Here is a 15,760-nt window from a genome sequence, read left to right as displayed (position 1 = left end):
ACTCTGTGTACCTTTGCGTTTACCTCAGCGCTCCTCTGCGTTTAAAAACGTTACGAATTAATGAAATGCTGTACTAGTCGTTTTTACGCTGGACAAGCAAATTGAAGAAGCTGATGCTGAACGTGACAAAGTCGCTCAGGAACTTGACGAACTAGAGCAAAAATTAAAACAGGAAAATTAGTTACGTATCGGCTGGCGTCCATTCCCAAACCTTGATGGATGTACGTTAGCTGATAGGGGAACGCAGAGCAGTTGCCGTGCTATAAAATACTTGAGTTACTTAATCTTTCCACAAAGCAATGCCACCCAATAAACCAGTAATATTGGGAATAATCTTCACATTTGACGGCAGTTCGATATGAACTCTCACTGCTTCACCGCCGCCGATATACAGGTAATCGTAATTGAACAGATGTTCCAGAGAAGCGATCGCCTTTTGTAAGCGCCTGTTCCATTTCTTCTCACCCACCTTTTCCAAGGTTGCACGTCCTAGCTGTTCTTCGTAAGTCTCCCCTTTACGAAATTCATGATGCCCCATTTCCAAATTCGGCACGAGTTTCCCATCGACAAACAAAGCGGAACCAAAACCTGTACCCAGCGTAATCACCAATTCTACGCCTTTGCCAGCAATTGCTCCCAAACCTTGCATATCCGCATCATTTATCACCCGCACAGGGTTGTTTAAGCGCTTTGACAATGTTGTTGCCAAATCAAACCCAATCCATTCTGGATCTAAATTCGCGGCTGTTTCTGTGACACCACTGCGCACCACACCCGGAAAACCTACCGAAACACGATGAAATTCACCTTGAGTCCCTGCTAGCGCTACAATTGCATCAATCACAGCCTGCGGTTTTGGAGGTTGCGGTGTCTCTCTTCGCGCCCGTTCTGTCAAAGGTTTTCCTGTAATATCCAAAACCAATACTTTGACACCACTACCACCAATGTCAACTGATAGGGTGCGGATAGCTCCATTTTTTTCAACCATTGGGTTTTCTCTCGTCAGTTTATGATAATTGGTTGATATTTTCTAATGTATCTAGGAAATATGCGGTTATGGTTAGGCTTTTTTGCGTATTATACAATCTATACTCAGGCAGATTTTGTATGTAAAAGGGATTGGGGATTGGAGATTAGTCAAAATTGAGGACGCCCATTCCTCACTACAAACTACGCCTACCGATCATAATTAACGACATGAAACCCTAGAAAATCTGGCTTTGGTTCTCATCACTTTTGTAGAATCAGCAAGGTGTGATCCAAACCTTGGTAAATATATGCACAGCTTTATCCCTCCACAACGCTTTTTTCCCTACCTCACCTGGACTGACATCCAGGCAATGCCAGATAAGGAAAATGTGGTAATTATCCAACCAGTGGGAGCAATTGAACAACATGGTCCCCATCTACCCTTAATTGTGGATGCTGCAATTGGTGTGGCGGTTCTGGGAAAAGCTTTGGAAAAGCTAAACCCCAGCATTCCAGCATATGCCCTGCCAAATCTCTATTACGGTAAATCAAACGAACACTGGCACTTTCCTGGTACGATAACTCTAAGCGCCGAAACTCTCATAGCAACTCTGATGGAAGTTGGAGAAAGTGTTTACCGTGCTGGGTTTAGAAAACTGGTGTTGATGAACTCCCACGGCGGACAACCCCAAGTCATGGACATTGTGGCGCGGGATTTGCATATCAAGTACAGCGACTTCTTAGTGTTTCCGTTGTTCACCTGGCGAGTGCCGCATATTACCGGAGAATTACTCACACTAAAGGAAAAACAATTAGGTATCCATGCAGGCGATGCTGAAACTAGCATTATGCTGGCGATTTTACCAGAACAGGTGAAGATGGATGCCGCTGTTGCTGAGTATCCGCCAGAACAAGCAGAAGGCAGTTTGCTAAGTATCGAGGGAAAGCTATCTTTTGCATGGGCGACACGGGATTTAAGCAAAAGTGGAGTGGTAGGAGATCCCACAGTTGCAACAAAGGAAAAGGGCGATCGCATTCTCGAATCTGTGTCTGACGGTTGGGTGCAAGTTATAAAAGATGTGTATGCTTTTCAAAAGCCACAACCTGAATAAGCTGGAAAACATTTCTTGTAGGATGTGTTAGGCGCAAGCCGTAACGCATCATATTACTATTACCAATTTTATGAGCGCGAATCGGTTCGTTCCCGCTATCGTTTTCTCATTTTGATGAACTTTTGTAAAGAAATCGGAAATTCTGCGTAAAACTCATGAACCGAAACGGAGAACTAATATAGATGTCGCGATACCAATTACAGCACTCCCCGCACTGTCAAATGATTGGGCGGGGTTTTTCTTATCACTCAGTTTATGAAGTTTTGTAATAAGAACTCAGGTTGGGCAGAAAGCAGAACACAGTTAGCTCCTCACGGATGGAATTTGGGGGAAATAATTACGGAAATGAGATAAGCCTTGTGAGGGAGAATAGTTTAACGATAAATCTATGGCACGACGCCAAAGAAACACAGAACGCCACAGCTTAAGCACTTACCAATAACCCACTAGTAGACTATGGCGTAAATAGAGCAACCCTTCGGGTTCACCAGTCGCCTACGGAGGGAAACCCTTCCGAAGTTTGCCCGGAGGGAAACCCTCCTTGCAACTTCTCTCCTGCAGCGCTGGTTCACCATTTAAAATCCCCAAAAAGCCGATTCCATAATACTTTTGACTTTTGACTTTTGACTTTTGACTTCCGCCTTGCGGTACTACCCACATCATTAGCTATAATTTGCTAGTCTAAAAATAGTAGCAACATTGCTGGTGGCATAGCACAGTGGCAATGCATCAAAACAGAACTTTTTATTGAAAAAAATAAAAGAAACAGAATTATGGCGGCTTTTGAGACTAGACTGACAAGGACTTACAGCCAAGAAGATATACAGCAAATTCTCCATCTGGCGATCGCCCGTCAAGCTGATGACAAAGACAAAGAATTTTCCTACGAGCAATTGCTAGAAATTGCCGCAGAATTGGAAATTTCCCCAGAAACACTCAAACAAGCAGAACGAGACTGGCTGGAACAACTGGGAGAAATACAACAACGGCAAGCTTTTAACGCTCATCGTCAAGGTAGGTTCAAGAAGCGTTTTGGCAATTATGCAATTGTTAATGCCTTTTTGCTGTCCTTAGATCTACTTAGTGGTGGCGGTCTTTCCTGGTCACTATATATTTTACTTTGCTGTGGCTTGGCAGCCGGTCTTGATGGTTGGAATACTTTTCAAACTAAAGGCGAAGAATACGAACTTGCTTTCCACAGGTGGCGTCGCCAGCATCAGGTGAAAAAATTCTTCAACACAGTTGTGAATAAATGGCTCAAGGCGTGGCAGATTTAGTCGATTTAAACCAGTCGTCATAATAGCAGGCATTGCTGGCTGTAAACTGCTACTTTTTCCAAAGAATTTCCTTAAATCTAGGTTTTGATACCAAATCCAGTCTTGTTACCGCTTTATTTTTTAGCCCGCCCAGGCGGGTTTTGTTCGTCTAGCCCCAGCAAGCATTCCATTCTGGGGCGCGCTAAGTACAGCTTTGCATTAATTCGTAGCGTTTTGAAACGCAGAGGAACGCAAAGTCAGCGCAGAGGAACGCAGAGTTTTTCTGAAATTCATTCGTTACGAACTTGTGAAATCCTGTACTCAGTACAACTTTGCATAAGTTCGTAGCGTTATGTGTCTCATTCTGAGTGGAGGAAGCGCAACGAAGAATCCCAGATGCTTCGCTTCACTACCGTTTCGCTCAGCATGACACTTTTCGATACGGATTTATGAAATGCAGTACTAAGCTGTTACACATTTTAATTTGCTTAATTTTTTGTCAAGGCAGGGTTGTTGCGCATTATAATTTGCTTGATTTTTTGTCAAAGCAGCTTACTCCCTTATCGGTGTAAGATTACCGATGTAGTTTTTTCTCCCCAGTTCTTAAACTCCCGTGTTTAAGAGGAGCCTAAACGGTAATCTTCGGGCGAGAAACGAGTAGTTGCAATCAAAAATCAAAACTTACTCCTGACTCTTGACAATCCTCACAAGAAAGTATGCAATGGTGTTTTAGCTGATCTGTCGTAAACTTACATACATTACCAAAATTCCTAATCAGCATAAAGCGCTTGCGTCTGTCAATCGCTATACTTTCGTTGTGCCATACTACAATTCGTAACAAGCTAGATTCTTTGAAAATCTAGCTCTGTCTGCGCTGAAATCAACTGAATCCAATTAATCAAAGTGAATCAAACAAATAAAAATTTTTCCTTCCGTTTAGTTCTAGCTTTTATTATTTTGTTTTCTATTCTAAATTTAATCGTCACTGAACCTGTGATTCCTATTTTGGGGTTTCATGGCATCATTGCTTCTAAAACTCCTGTTACTCGATTATATCAGGGGTATATGCATTACCCACAACAAGATTTAGAGAAACTTTTAGAGCATTTAGTTCATAATAATTATTGGTTTTTAACATCTCAAGACTTATATGACTTTTTCTTGACAAAAACAAAAAAAATTCCGAAAGAGTATTCAAATCAAAAGCCCATCATGATTACATTTGATGATGGATATAAAACAGTGTACACAAAATTGCTTCCCATCTTATCTAAACTTGAAGAAAAATACAGTAAAAAAGTAAAAGTTGTCTTGTTTATTAATCCAGGTACTCTAGAGCAGAGAAGTAACGCTGCCATTCATTTAGGATGCCAGGAATTAAGAGAAGGCTTCAAAAAAGGTTTTTATGATATTCAATCTCATGGATTAAATCATAAAGACTTAACGACACTTAATCGTCAGGAGTTAGTTAAGGAATTATTGCAAGCCCAGATTCAACTGAGAAAATGTACACAAGATTTAGACCCACAACAACAAGTAGCATCTCATTTTGCTTACCCTTATGGAGCTTATAACAAACAGGTGCAATACTATGCTTCTAAATATTATCTATCTAGCTATCTATACAATAATAAAATATTGGATTATGGTTGTTTAAAAAACTACTACGAAATTCCTCGTATACCAATCAACGGACAAATATTATTTAAACAAATGCTACAAGAAGTCGCTGAAGGTTTTCATAAATTTAAGAGTCAACAAAAATGCGAAGGTAAATAAAGAATTTTAAATATTGATCGTCAGACTTAGGCATGGGATAAATAATATCTAACGCCTGAAACAATCAATATGAACTAAAATGAGATTTTCATGCACGAAAATATTATCACTATTGCTAAAGAAAAACGCGCCTATGCCTTAGATGCTCTGCGTGGATTTGCGATTTTAGCAATGGTCTTATCAGGCACTATAAAATATAAGATTTTGCCAGCTTGGATGTACCATGCTCAGGAGCCTCCACCTACCCATACTTTTCATCCTAATCTGCCTGGCTTAACTTGGGTAGATACTGTATTTCCAATTTTCTTGTTTTGTATGGGAGCAGCTATCCCCTTAGCGCTGTCGAGTCGCCTTGCTCAAGGATTCACCACAAAACAAGTTATATTATACATTTTTAAAAGAGGATTTTTGTTAGGAATATTTGCGATATTCCTTCAACATATTAGACCGTTTACGCTCAATCTAAATCCAACAAAACAAACATGGTGGATAGCCTTATTGGGTTTCTTCATACTCTTTTTGATGTTTGTTCGGTCGTCTGTAAACATAAAATTTAGGCAGTACAGAAAATGGATTACTTTTGGTGCTTACATCGCAGCAATTATCCTCGTCTGTTTTCTGAGATATCCAGATGGAAGTGGATTTTCTCTTTCCAGGAGCGATATTATTTTAGTCGTCCTGACAAATATGGTGATTTTTGGTTCACTTAGCTGGTTTTTTACCAAGAATAATTTGTTGCTACGTCTAGGATTGTTAGGCTTATTGATTGCTTTGCGACTGTCGGCTACTGTTAAGGAAAGTTGGATTGCTTTACTTTGGAAAGCATCGCCTGTCCCCTGGATTTTTCAATTTGATTATTTAAAGTATTTGTTTATCGTTATTCCTGGAACTATTACGGGAGATTTCATTCTCAATTGGCTGAAAATGCCAGAAATCAATAAGGAAGATGAGGGAATTAAATCAAACGGTCGTCAGCTACGTTTTTATAGCATCATTGTGTTGATGTTAGCTATTTGTTTGAGTTTACTGATTGGCTTACAGGCAAGATGGGTATGGCAAACAACGTTACTAAGTGCAGTTCTTTGTTCAATAAGCTGGTTTTTATTTGTAAATCCGGCTAATGAGACGGAAAAATTACTTAAATCATTTTATCAGTGGGGTGTTTATTGGTTGGCACTTGGCTTACTTTTTGAACCTTTTGAGAAAGGGATTAAAAAAGACCCTTCTACATTGAGTTACTACTTTATTACCACGGCGATCGCACTCTTTCTCCTAATCACATTCACTATACTTATAGACATCTTTAAACAGCTAAAATGTCTCCAACTCTTAATTGATAATGGGCAGAATCCGATGATTGCTTATGTAGCGTTTGCTAATCTTCTTTTGCCCATTTTGAGATTAACTCAACTTGAACCGTTCATATTAAATTATACAAACACTCCCTTAACAGGCTTTTTGAAAGGGGTCATTTATACGTTAACAATTGCGTTTGTTGTAAGCTTTTTTACTAAATTAAAGCTTTTTTGGAAGACGTAAAATTAAATTCTATTACGTACTGATATACACTTACCCGATTTGTGATACATTTAACACTCAATCTGAATTGTCATAATTTTCGCTAATAAATTTATAAATAACTGAAGCCTCAAACTGCTATAGAAGGAGATGCATCAATGCCAAGCACTTTAAGAGTGAAGACAAATACTGTTTTCAAGCAAGACTGGCGACTACAATCAAATGATCCTCAGTTACAAGAACAAGACAAGTATTTAGCTAAAGCAGGTCAGCAATTGCGTGTCTCGTCCATTGACCGTAATACTCAGAAATATGGTGGCGACTACTGGCTAGTCACTTTCGAGCAACCACTTCAGCCTACTCAGGGGAAACCTAAGATTAACTGGTATGTTTATGTACCTCATGTAGAAGAATTATCAGTAGATTCATCAAGTTCAGTCATTCTCAGAGCAAGGACAAGTACAACTTTTAAGCAAGACTGGAGAGCACAATCATCAAACCTCGGACAACAAGACAAGTACGCAGCCAGAGCAGGTGAGCAATTTCGCGTCTCCTCTATTGACCGCAATGCTCAGATATATGGCGGCGACCACTGGAAAGTAACTTTCGAGCAACCACTTCAGCCTAGTCAGGGGAAAGCTAAGAGTACTTGGTTCGTTTATGTGCCTCAAGTAGAATTATTAGGCAATACAGCAACCTCACCCACTATTAGAGCGACGACAAATACAACTTTCAAGCAAGATTGGAGGGTACAAACATCAAACCTCGCAGAACAAGACAAGTACGCAGTGAAAGCAGGTCAGCAGTTTCGCGTTTCGTCTATTGATCGCAATGCTCAAAGATATGGCGGAGACCACTGGAAAGTGACTTTCGCCCAGCCACTTCAGCCTAACCAGGGACAAGCTAAGAGTACCTGGTACGTTTATGTGCCTCATATAGTCTACGAATCATCTGCCTTAAGGTCTGACAGGAATATAGCACCCGGTAGTAGCAACAAATACATAACCCAGAAGATACTGCAACAAATAAATGGAAGCCCCTCTATCGAAGCTGTGACAAACGTAAGCTTGCTTTGTCCCTCGTCGGTTCTTCTCTTCTGCTTCGTTTGTACTTCTGCGGTTCGTTTAAAAAATTATTTAAAAACTATACTTTTCCATTTCCCGCGCTAAATAAGGTGCAACAGCGAAAGTGCTGCACCCTTTCATAAAATTACCAACTAGCCACAGCTTGAGCTATGGCTTCATGTGCTTTGGCAAAAGACTGCTCGCGAACTTCATCACCCGCGCCGAGGTCTTCCACATTAATGAATGTAACGTCTGTAATTCCAACAAACCCAAAAACCGCTCTCAGGTAGGGTTCCTGATAATCGTATGGTGCGGCGGGACTTCCTGGTGAAAAGTTACCGCCCCGAGCTGTGACAACTAGCAACTTTTTGCCGTCAACCAATCCCTTGAAGCCACCTTGCTCTGTGATAGCGAAGGTACGACCAACGCGAACAATTTGGTCAATGTAAGCTTTGAACGCAGAGGGTACGTTAAAGTTATACATCGGCACACCAAAGACATAGCGGTCAGCTGTCAAAAACTCATCAACTAAAGTATCTGACAATTCAATTGCCTTAGTCAGTTCGGGTGGGCGAGCATCTGGTGGTGTAAAAGCAGCAGCAATCCACGATTCGTCTACATGGGGAACTGGATTGTGACCTAAATCCCGGTAGGTGACTGTATCTCCAGAATGGGCGTTTTTCCAAGCTGTCACAAACTCATGAGTGAACTTGCGGGAGAAAGAACGTTCTCCACGAGGACTAGAGTCGATATGCAGGATATTTGCCATGAATTAATTCCCAATAGTAAACAAGTGATAGGGGGTTGCTCATTAGGCTTGTAGTTACGCAGAAACGCAACTATGAACCAGTCCCTTTATTTATAGTTAAATTTTTGAGCCGTAATAACTTTAAGCTATGTAAAGTTAACATGGAAAGTAGGCACTTAAAAGTAAGGTACTTACCTAAAAGAAACTATGAAAGCTGAAGCGGAAAACCATAGCAGGCTAACTTGTGAAGTGGAAACCACGCTCAGGGTGATTGGTGGACGCTGGAAGGTTTTGATTATTAGAGAATTGATGGGTGGTGTGAAACGCTTTGGCGAATTACAGCGAGCTTTGGGTGGAATTACTCAAAAAATGCTGACGCAACAACTTAGGGAGATGGAGGAAGACGGGATTATTCATCGAAAAGTTTACCCACAAATTCCTCCCAAAGTGGAATATTCTTTAACGCCTTTAGGAGAAAGTCTTCAACCAATTCTTTATGCAATGCACGAGTGGGGTGTCAAGCACGTATCTCAGATAAATAGTAAAAAACGAAATATTTGAGAATTACACTTTTTTGTGAAAACTGTCCTTTGTCATTTGTCATGACTCTTTAGTAATTCTAAAGGACAAAAGACTAATGACTCACGGCAGCCCTTACACTTTAACGTTTATTCATTAGTTTGTAAATATTCAATTGCCGCCTCTAATTTTGAGGAATATCCTTGAGCAAATCTCTCAAACCAAAGCCCTTCTGAAGAAAGTGGATCTAAATTGGCAAGCCAAAGATTGGCTTGCTTTTTCAACTCCTCTAATTTTTTAGCCTTGAGTTGTTCTTGTCTAATGCGTTCTTGTTCCTGTTCTTGCTGTCTTTGCAATTTTTCAGCTAAGTCTTTTTGCTCAAAATCAGCTTTGACTTCCGCTAAAAGGCTATCTATTAACGATTCCGATTTTCGCTGCATACTCATTGGTTTTGCTGAGATGGGTTTGGGCTGCTGTTGTTGGGGTTTTTGTTCTTGATATTCAGCTTTGAGTTCAGCTAAGAGTTTGTCAATGGAATCCATGATATGAAATCCTCAGTACTCCACATTCAGTTTGCTCCTTAATTTAGTCAAAAGTTAGGAAGATGCTTAGTCGTTAATAGCATTGAGCAGTACTTCTGATAAACTCATATCTTCCATATCTTCTATAGTGATGGTGTCGCAGATATCGAACTTTGCACCTGCTCCTTGTAGGTCATCATCTAATACCTTAAGAAAGCGAGTCGCCTGAGGATCTGTACCGACTTGAATAAAAGAAATCGCAAGTTCTTCATCGCGATCCATACGCCGAGAAGCTTCAATAATAACCTTCATAACCGCTTTGCGATCGTCTGGTTCACCATCAGTCACAACCAAAATAGTTTCACCATTTGGCTGAGTTTGACCGCTAGCCTTGCGTTGAAAGTAGTTATCAGTTGCGTGTTTCAATACACCTGCCAAGTCAGTTGTGCCAGATGGGTCATTTTCTTGGAAAATTTGCAATACCTTGCTAGATGTCACATTTTCGTAGCGCTTGAATCTTCCAGAAAATAGATAAACAGTGATACCATCAGGGTCAAATTGCTCGCATTTACTCGCCAAGGCAAAGGTAGATTCTTGTGCAGCAGCCCATCTGCTTCTACCACCCTTTTGGTCTGGAGTTGCCATGCTGCCGCTTTTGTCAATAATTAAAGTATAATCACGATTTTCTAGCATTTTTATTATTCTCCGTATTTATATCTGTCATTTGTCGATTAATCACTAATCAATCAGTAATCGCGTTCATTAACACATCTGCAAGGCTCATATCTTCCATGTCATCCAAGGTAATTGCGTCGCAGATGTCAAATTTAGCACCAATACTTTGCATTTGGTCATCTAAAGCTTTGAGAAACTTGGTTGCTTGGGGATCTGAACCTACTTGAATTATAGAAATTCCCAATTCTTCATCGCGTTCCATTTGGCGAGACGCTTGAATGATGACTTCAAATACTGCTTTGCGGTCATCTGGTTCGCCATCGGTAATAACTAGAATTGTTTCGCCGTTGGGTTTAGTTTGACCTGCAGCTTTGCGCTGAAAATAATTTTTGGTTGCGTCTTGCAAGACACCTGCTAAGTTTGTCGTGCCAGCCGGGTCATTTTCCATAAATACCTGTGCGACTTTGGCTGAGGTGACATTCTCGTACCGTTTAAATCTACCAGAAAATACATAAAGTGTAATGCCATCAGGGTCAAATTGCTCACATTTTCTTGCTAAAGCGAGTGTAGATTCTTGGGCTATCTCCCAGCGACTTCTACCACCGGCTTGGTCAGGAGTGGACATACTCCCGCTTTTATCGATAATTAATGTGTAATCGCGATCGCTCATCATAATCTTCCTTCGATTGTTACCTTGTTGTTCTAGTCTAGCCGTTGGGTTAGAGTACGGCTTCTACTGGCGATCGTTTGTAACAATAAGCGATGGGAGCTAAAAAAAACTCCCCCAGGCTATGTGAGGGAGGTTCAAGAAAAAGTCTTGAATCGAACCATTATGCAGGGTTAGCTTGTGCTCTTTTTTCGAGTAGGTTGATAATAGAAGCTTTTTCTAAGATTCCGACAAGCACGCCATTGTCACGAATCACCGCAAGTGCAGATAACTTTCCTTGTTCTAGTAGCTTCACGACTTCCAATAAGGGTTGGTCGGATTTCACAGTGGTAAACTCTTCAACAGGTCGCATGACTTCTTTAATTTGAGTTTCTGACCAGAGTGTAGTAGGAATAGTTCGCAAATCGTTAATAGATATTGCTCCCACTAACTGTCCGTTATCATCAGTCACTAAGAACCGATGCCAGTTTTGCCAATTCAAGATGCGCTCATCGGCAAACTCTCTTAAGGTAAGAGTAGCAGACACAATCGGGCTATCAGACGTTACCGCATCGGCTGCTGTCAAACCTGTCAGTCGTTCTTGTACTCTGGCAAACTGAGCCACATTACCAGCATTTTGGAGCAAGAAGAAACCGACTAAGGCGTTCCAAAAGTTACCAAAGCTGCCAAATAACAGTAGTGGGACTAAACCAGAAGCGATCGCCACCCAACCAAAGATTTGCCCAACTCGACCGGCAAAAACCACACCCTTATAAGGATTACCAGTTACTTTCCAAACAATTGCTTTCAGTATATTTCCCCCATCCAAAGGTAAGCCTGGAATGAGGTTAAACAGCGCTAATGCTAAGTTTACTGAAGCCAATACACCAAGAATCGCTGCCAAGGCTCCTGATGCGGCGCTAGCAAAACCAAGGGCTGTAAAGAGACTGAAGAGCAGTAGGCTCACTAACGGACCTGCGATCGCAACCCAGAAAGCTTCACCTGGGGTTTTTGACTCTCTTTCTAAGCTTGCCAACCCGCCAAATATAAACAGTGTGATTGATTTCACATCAATTCCTTGGCGAATGGCGACAAAGCTGTGTCCTAATTCATGGGCGACAACAGAGGAAAATAACAGTAGTGCTGTTAGCAATCCTAGTAGCAAAGCTAATCCCCCCGCTAATTGGGGAAATTGCGCCGCCAGTCCACTGCTATAGCTCCAAGTGACTAATCCCAGAACCAAAAACCAGGATGGATGGATGTAAAAGGGAATCCCGAAGAGATTGCCAACGCGAATTGTGCCATTCATGGCGTTCACCTTTGATTTCAGCTTGGAGAGGTTTGGTTTTACCCCTCTCGATGTCTCTATCGTAACGATTTGTTAAGCGATTTTAATCTTTTCAAGTGTCGTGGTGTCCGTCCGTTAAGGTACGGTTATCGATAATTATTGCAATGTTATGGCGGTTTTCACTTGCGACGCCAGTCCGACGGGAATTTGCACACTCAAGAACCCGGCAACGCGTTCTCTTCTCAACCGAATGCTGTGATAACTTAAGCTACACCCTACACCTTACCTCCTTACATCCTCAGGTAAGGCATAAAATCCCAAATGGTTGCGAACAGGACGCTCGCGCATCGCGTAATAATTGAACAGGGTCAGCATCAAGTGGTGGTGGCGCTACTTGTGCCTGCATTTGTTGCAGAAGGGCACGAGTATCATCTGTCATTTTGGCGAAGATGTTGTCTTTCATACAAACTATAGGACTAGTATTTGATTTTTGAACAAAATTAGGTATTGTAGGGTGCGTTAGGATGAAATCCGTAACGCACCATTATCAAGGGTTTGGTGCCGTACTCTCGGCTAACACACCCTTGTATCTTCTTAAAAATCAAACCGGATTCCTATATTCTAAAACTTATGCATTGTCAGAAAATTAAGATTATGTGTAGCGACCTGCAATACTAAAAGAAAGCGCAAGGTAAATCTGGGTTTGTTCCCGTTGCGGCGAGGTGGGTGATTGAGCGCTCAAATGCTTGGATGGAAAGATGCAAAATCCTCGTCAAGAACTTTGAGAGAACTCTAGAAGACAGCGACTGCCAAGGTTAATCTTTGTTTTATTCGGCTGATGGTTAAGAGACTTGCAACCCCTTCTTAGATCTCAAATGGGTTCTATATAATCTATTGCGAGAATTGCGAGAAAAAAGGTTGCAATTTTCCGGAACAGATAAACCTCTGCTTGTAGATATTATTAGTTGACTCATTTATAACTGAACTTCTATACGAGCCGCAGGGGATATAACCCCACCACTATTAAAAACTCGGTTATCATAACCGGGTTTTTGGCATAAGTTGCAATTCTTTTGTACGGTCTTAACAATTGTTACGTTGCATTACAATACGTTTGAAGCACAGAGACTAGTACAGGATACGAGCAGTGACACACCAAACTTCTTCTAAAACAGCATCTACCTTAGGTGATAAAGAGACAGATGTCATTGTCATTGGTAGTGGTATTGGTGGTTTAAGCTGTGCAGCTCTTTTGGCACGGTATGGCTTTGATGTGACAGTTTGCGAAAGCCACTCAATCCCCGGTGGTGCAGCGCATGCTTTTGAGCGTGATGGATTCAAATTCGACTCAGGTCCATCGCTTTACTCTGGCTTATCCTACAGTCCTTCTGCTAATCCTCTCAGACAAGTGCTAGATGCAATTGGCGAGGAGTTGCCTTGCGTCACCTATGATACATGGGGTTGCTGTCTACCAGAAGGAGATTTTGACACCTCGGTTGGTGCTGACCAGTTTTGTGAGGTACTGAAGCGGTTTCGTGGCAATGAGGCTATCCTTGAATGGCGCGAGTTACAGCGTGTGATGGAACCACTAGCGCGTGCTGCAACGGCAATACCGCCAGCAGCTTTGCGTCTTGATGTCGGTGCAGTGATGACTGTAAGTAGATTTGCCCCATCTTTATTTCCACATATTGCAGACATCGGCAAGCTTACAGGACCATTTAGCCGAATTATGGACGGCGTTATCAAAGACTCGTTTACGCGCAACTGGCTTGACTTGCTTTGTTTTCTCCTCTCTGGACTACCAGCAGATGGAACCAGTACAGCAGAGGTTGCATTTATGTTTGCAGATTGGTATCGACCAGGTGTGGTGCTAGACTATCCCGTTGGTGGGAGTGGTGCCTTAGTTGACGTCTTAGTCCGGGGACTAGAACGACAGGGGGGTCGGTTGATGCTGAACGCCCATGTTGAGCAAATTCTTGTAGAAGGGAAGCGTACCGTAGGCGTGCGTTTGCGTGGTGGTAAAGAGATAAGAGCGCGTCGGGCAGTCATTTCTAATGCATCGGTATGGGATACGCTCAAGCTGCTTCCAGAAGGGTCAGTGCCAAAACAGTTTCGGGAACAGCGAGCCAGCACACCTGAGTGTGATAGCTTCATGCATCTCCACTTAGGTATAGATGCACAAGGATTACGCTCAGACCTTGCGTGTCATTATATAGTCGTTAATAATTGGGAAGTCGGCGTTACAGCGCCTCAGAACGTCGTACTGGTATCGATTCCCTCAGTTTTAGACCCCTCATTAGCACCACCCGGAAAGCACGTCATTCACGTTTATACTCCAGGTAACGAACCTTACGACTTATGGCAGGGAATGGACAGGAAGAGTGAGGAGTATGCGCGACAAAAACAATTGCGTGCAGATGTGATGTGGCAAGCCTTGGAGCGAATTATTCCGGATATTCGCTCGCGTTGCGATGTGACACTAGTTGGTACACCACTAACACATGAGCGCTATCTGCGCCGTCATAGAGGTTCTTATGGTCCAGCAATTCAGGCTGGAAAAGGTTTCTTCCCTGGTTCTAACACACCTCTTCCAGGACTGCTGTGCTGTGGAGACTCGACTTTTCCTGGTATTGGTTTACCAGCTGTCGCCACCAGTGGGATGATGACTGCAAATACGCTTGCACCCTTACAGAAGCATTTAGGAATGCTTCAGGATATTGGTTGCATTCGTTAGGTCATAATAAATTCAGGTATTATCTTTACAAAAATTTATGTATTTAACTTGGTTAGACAGCAATTCTTGGCTACTGGAAATCGGAGGGAAACGAATACTAATTGACCCTTGGCTAGTTGGTTCGTTAACCTTTGGTAATTTAGATTGGTTCTTCAAAGGTTCCCGACCTCAAGAACGTCCAATACCAGAGAACATTGACCTGATTTTGCTATCTCAGGGTTTGGAAGACCATGCTCATCCACCAACGCTGAACCAACTTGACCGCAATATTCCAGTTGTCGCTTCTCCCAATGCTGCCAAAGTAGTACAGCAGTTAAATTACACTCAAGTCACAACACTTGCTCATGGGGAAACTTTCACCTTGAATCAAAGCGTGGAAATTAAGGCAACTCCTGGCTCGCTGGTTGGTCTAAATTTGGTGGAAAATGGATATCTCCTCAAAGAATTGGAGAGCGGTTTTACTCTCTATTACGAGCCTCATGGAAATCATTCACCCACGCTTAAGGAAATTACGAGCGTGGATGTCGTGATTACTCCGTTAATTGATGCAGCTTTACCCTTAGTTGGTTCAATTATTAGAGGGAATAAATACGCCTTAGAAGTTGCTCAGTGGTTGCAACCCCAAGTCATGCTATCTACAGCAGCGGGAGGTGATGTGATTTTTGAGGGATTACTCAACTCTTTACTTCAGATTAAGGGAAGTATTGAGGAATTTCGTTCATTACTAGAAAAGAATAATTTAGCGACACAGGTGATAGAACCAAAACCGGGCGATCGCTTTGAGGTGAAATTATCCAAGCGAGCATTAAATGTTTGATTGATGAAAATTAGAGTCCTGGTTACAACTGTTAAGAAACCTTAAAACAGTGAACAGTGACCAGTGACCAGTGACCAGTGACCAGTGAGAAGATTGACTTGGGACATCTTGATA

General features: G+C 42.0%; 15 protein-coding genes. 8 read left to right on the top strand and 7 right to left on the bottom strand.

Annotated elements, in window-relative coordinates:
* Positions 1-280: 280 nt before the first annotated feature.
* Positions 281-988: an ROK family protein gene (locus AACT52_RS32545; protein ID WP_073634752.1), complete on the bottom strand. Its 708-nt coding sequence runs from the start codon at positions 986-988 to the stop codon at positions 281-283.
* Positions 989-1,277: 289 nt separating this feature from the next.
* On the opposite strand from AACT52_RS32545, the gene AACT52_RS32540 reads away from it, so the two are divergent.
* From AACT52_RS32540 to AACT52_RS32520, 5 genes are all read left to right on the top strand, one after another.
* Positions 1,278-2,081: a creatininase family protein gene (locus tag AACT52_RS32540; protein ID WP_073634751.1), complete on the top strand. Its 804-nt coding sequence runs from the start codon at positions 1,278-1,280 to the stop codon at positions 2,079-2,081.
* A 773-nt stretch (positions 2,082-2,854) separates the two neighbouring features.
* Positions 2,855-3,358 carry a 2TM domain-containing protein gene (locus AACT52_RS32535; protein ID WP_073634750.1) on the top strand — a complete coding sequence of 168 codons (504 nt, stop codon included), beginning with the start codon at positions 2,855-2,857 and terminating at the stop codon, positions 3,356-3,358.
* A gap of 882 nt (positions 3,359-4,240) precedes the next feature.
* Positions 4,241-5,116: a polysaccharide deacetylase family protein gene (locus AACT52_RS32530; RefSeq protein ID WP_073634749.1), complete on the top strand. Its 876-nt coding sequence runs from the start codon at positions 4,241-4,243 to the stop codon at positions 5,114-5,116.
* A gap of 90 nt (positions 5,117-5,206) precedes the next feature.
* Positions 5,207-6,655 (top strand): DUF5009 domain-containing protein, encoded by a 1,449-nt coding sequence (locus AACT52_RS32525; RefSeq protein WP_073634748.1) that lies wholly within the window; start codon positions 5,207-5,209, stop codon positions 6,653-6,655.
* A gap of 137 nt (positions 6,656-6,792) precedes the next feature.
* Positions 6,793-7,803 carry a hypothetical protein gene (locus AACT52_RS32520; protein ID WP_073634747.1) on the top strand — a complete coding sequence of 337 codons (1,011 nt, stop codon included), beginning with the start codon at positions 6,793-6,795 and terminating at the stop codon, positions 7,801-7,803.
* Between the two features lie 40 nt (positions 7,804-7,843).
* On the opposite strand, the gene AACT52_RS32515 is transcribed toward AACT52_RS32520, so the two are convergent.
* Positions 7,844-8,467, bottom strand: a complete 624-nt coding sequence (locus AACT52_RS32515) for an FMN-dependent NADH-azoreductase (protein WP_073634746.1) — start codon at positions 8,465-8,467, stop codon at positions 7,844-7,846.
* Between the two features lie 186 nt (positions 8,468-8,653).
* Between AACT52_RS32515 and AACT52_RS32510 the strand changes: the two genes are divergently transcribed.
* Complete coding sequence (locus tag AACT52_RS32510; protein ID WP_073634745.1) at positions 8,654-9,007, top strand: winged helix-turn-helix transcriptional regulator; 354 nt, start codon at positions 8,654-8,656, stop codon at positions 9,005-9,007.
* Between the two features lie 107 nt (positions 9,008-9,114).
* Here the strand turns inward: AACT52_RS32510 and AACT52_RS32505 are convergent, their stop codons facing one another.
* The 5 genes from AACT52_RS32505 to AACT52_RS32485 all read right to left on the bottom strand — a co-directional run bounded on the left by AACT52_RS32505 (position 9,115) and on the right by AACT52_RS32485 (position 12,558).
* Positions 9,115-9,507, bottom strand: coding sequence for a salt stress protein, Slr1339 family (locus tag AACT52_RS32505; RefSeq protein WP_073634744.1), 393 nt, complete (start codon positions 9,505-9,507; stop codon positions 9,115-9,117).
* 66 nt (positions 9,508-9,573) lie between these two features.
* Complete coding sequence (locus tag AACT52_RS32500; protein ID WP_073634743.1) at positions 9,574-10,179, bottom strand: vWA domain-containing protein; 606 nt, start codon at positions 10,177-10,179, stop codon at positions 9,574-9,576.
* Positions 10,180-10,228: 49 nt separating this feature from the next.
* The gene (locus tag AACT52_RS32495) at positions 10,229-10,834 is read right to left on the bottom strand and encodes a vWA domain-containing protein (RefSeq protein ID WP_073634742.1); all 606 of its coding nucleotides are present in this window, start codon (positions 10,832-10,834) and stop codon (positions 10,229-10,231) included.
* A 157-nt stretch (positions 10,835-10,991) separates the two neighbouring features.
* Positions 10,992-12,116 carry a site-2 protease family protein gene (locus AACT52_RS32490; protein ID WP_073634741.1) on the bottom strand — a complete coding sequence of 375 codons (1,125 nt, stop codon included), beginning with the start codon at positions 12,114-12,116 and terminating at the stop codon, positions 10,992-10,994.
* A 277-nt stretch (positions 12,117-12,393) separates the two neighbouring features.
* The gene (locus tag AACT52_RS32485) at positions 12,394-12,558 is read right to left on the bottom strand and encodes a hypothetical protein (RefSeq protein WP_158054863.1); all 165 of its coding nucleotides are present in this window, start codon (positions 12,556-12,558) and stop codon (positions 12,394-12,396) included.
* Positions 12,559-13,242: 684 nt separating this feature from the next.
* Here AACT52_RS32485 and AACT52_RS32480 point away from each other — a divergent pair.
* Both AACT52_RS32480 and AACT52_RS32475 read left to right on the top strand, forming a co-directional pair.
* Complete coding sequence (locus AACT52_RS32480) at positions 13,243-14,829, top strand: phytoene desaturase family protein (RefSeq protein ID WP_073634740.1); 1,587 nt, start codon at positions 13,243-13,245, stop codon at positions 14,827-14,829.
* A 37-nt stretch (positions 14,830-14,866) separates the two neighbouring features.
* Positions 14,867-15,646 carry an MBL fold metallo-hydrolase gene (locus tag AACT52_RS32475; protein ID WP_073634739.1) on the top strand — a complete coding sequence of 260 codons (780 nt, stop codon included), beginning with the start codon at positions 14,867-14,869 and terminating at the stop codon, positions 15,644-15,646.
* Positions 15,647-15,760 lie beyond the last annotated feature (114 nt).

The organism is Scytonema sp. HK-05, from assembly GCF_963872035.1.
Classification (GTDB): Bacteria; Cyanobacteriota; Cyanobacteriia; order Cyanobacteriales; family Nostocaceae; genus Kalymmatonema.
Note: the sequence above shows the minus strand (reverse complement) of the source record. Positions and strands in the feature narration are given on the sequence as shown.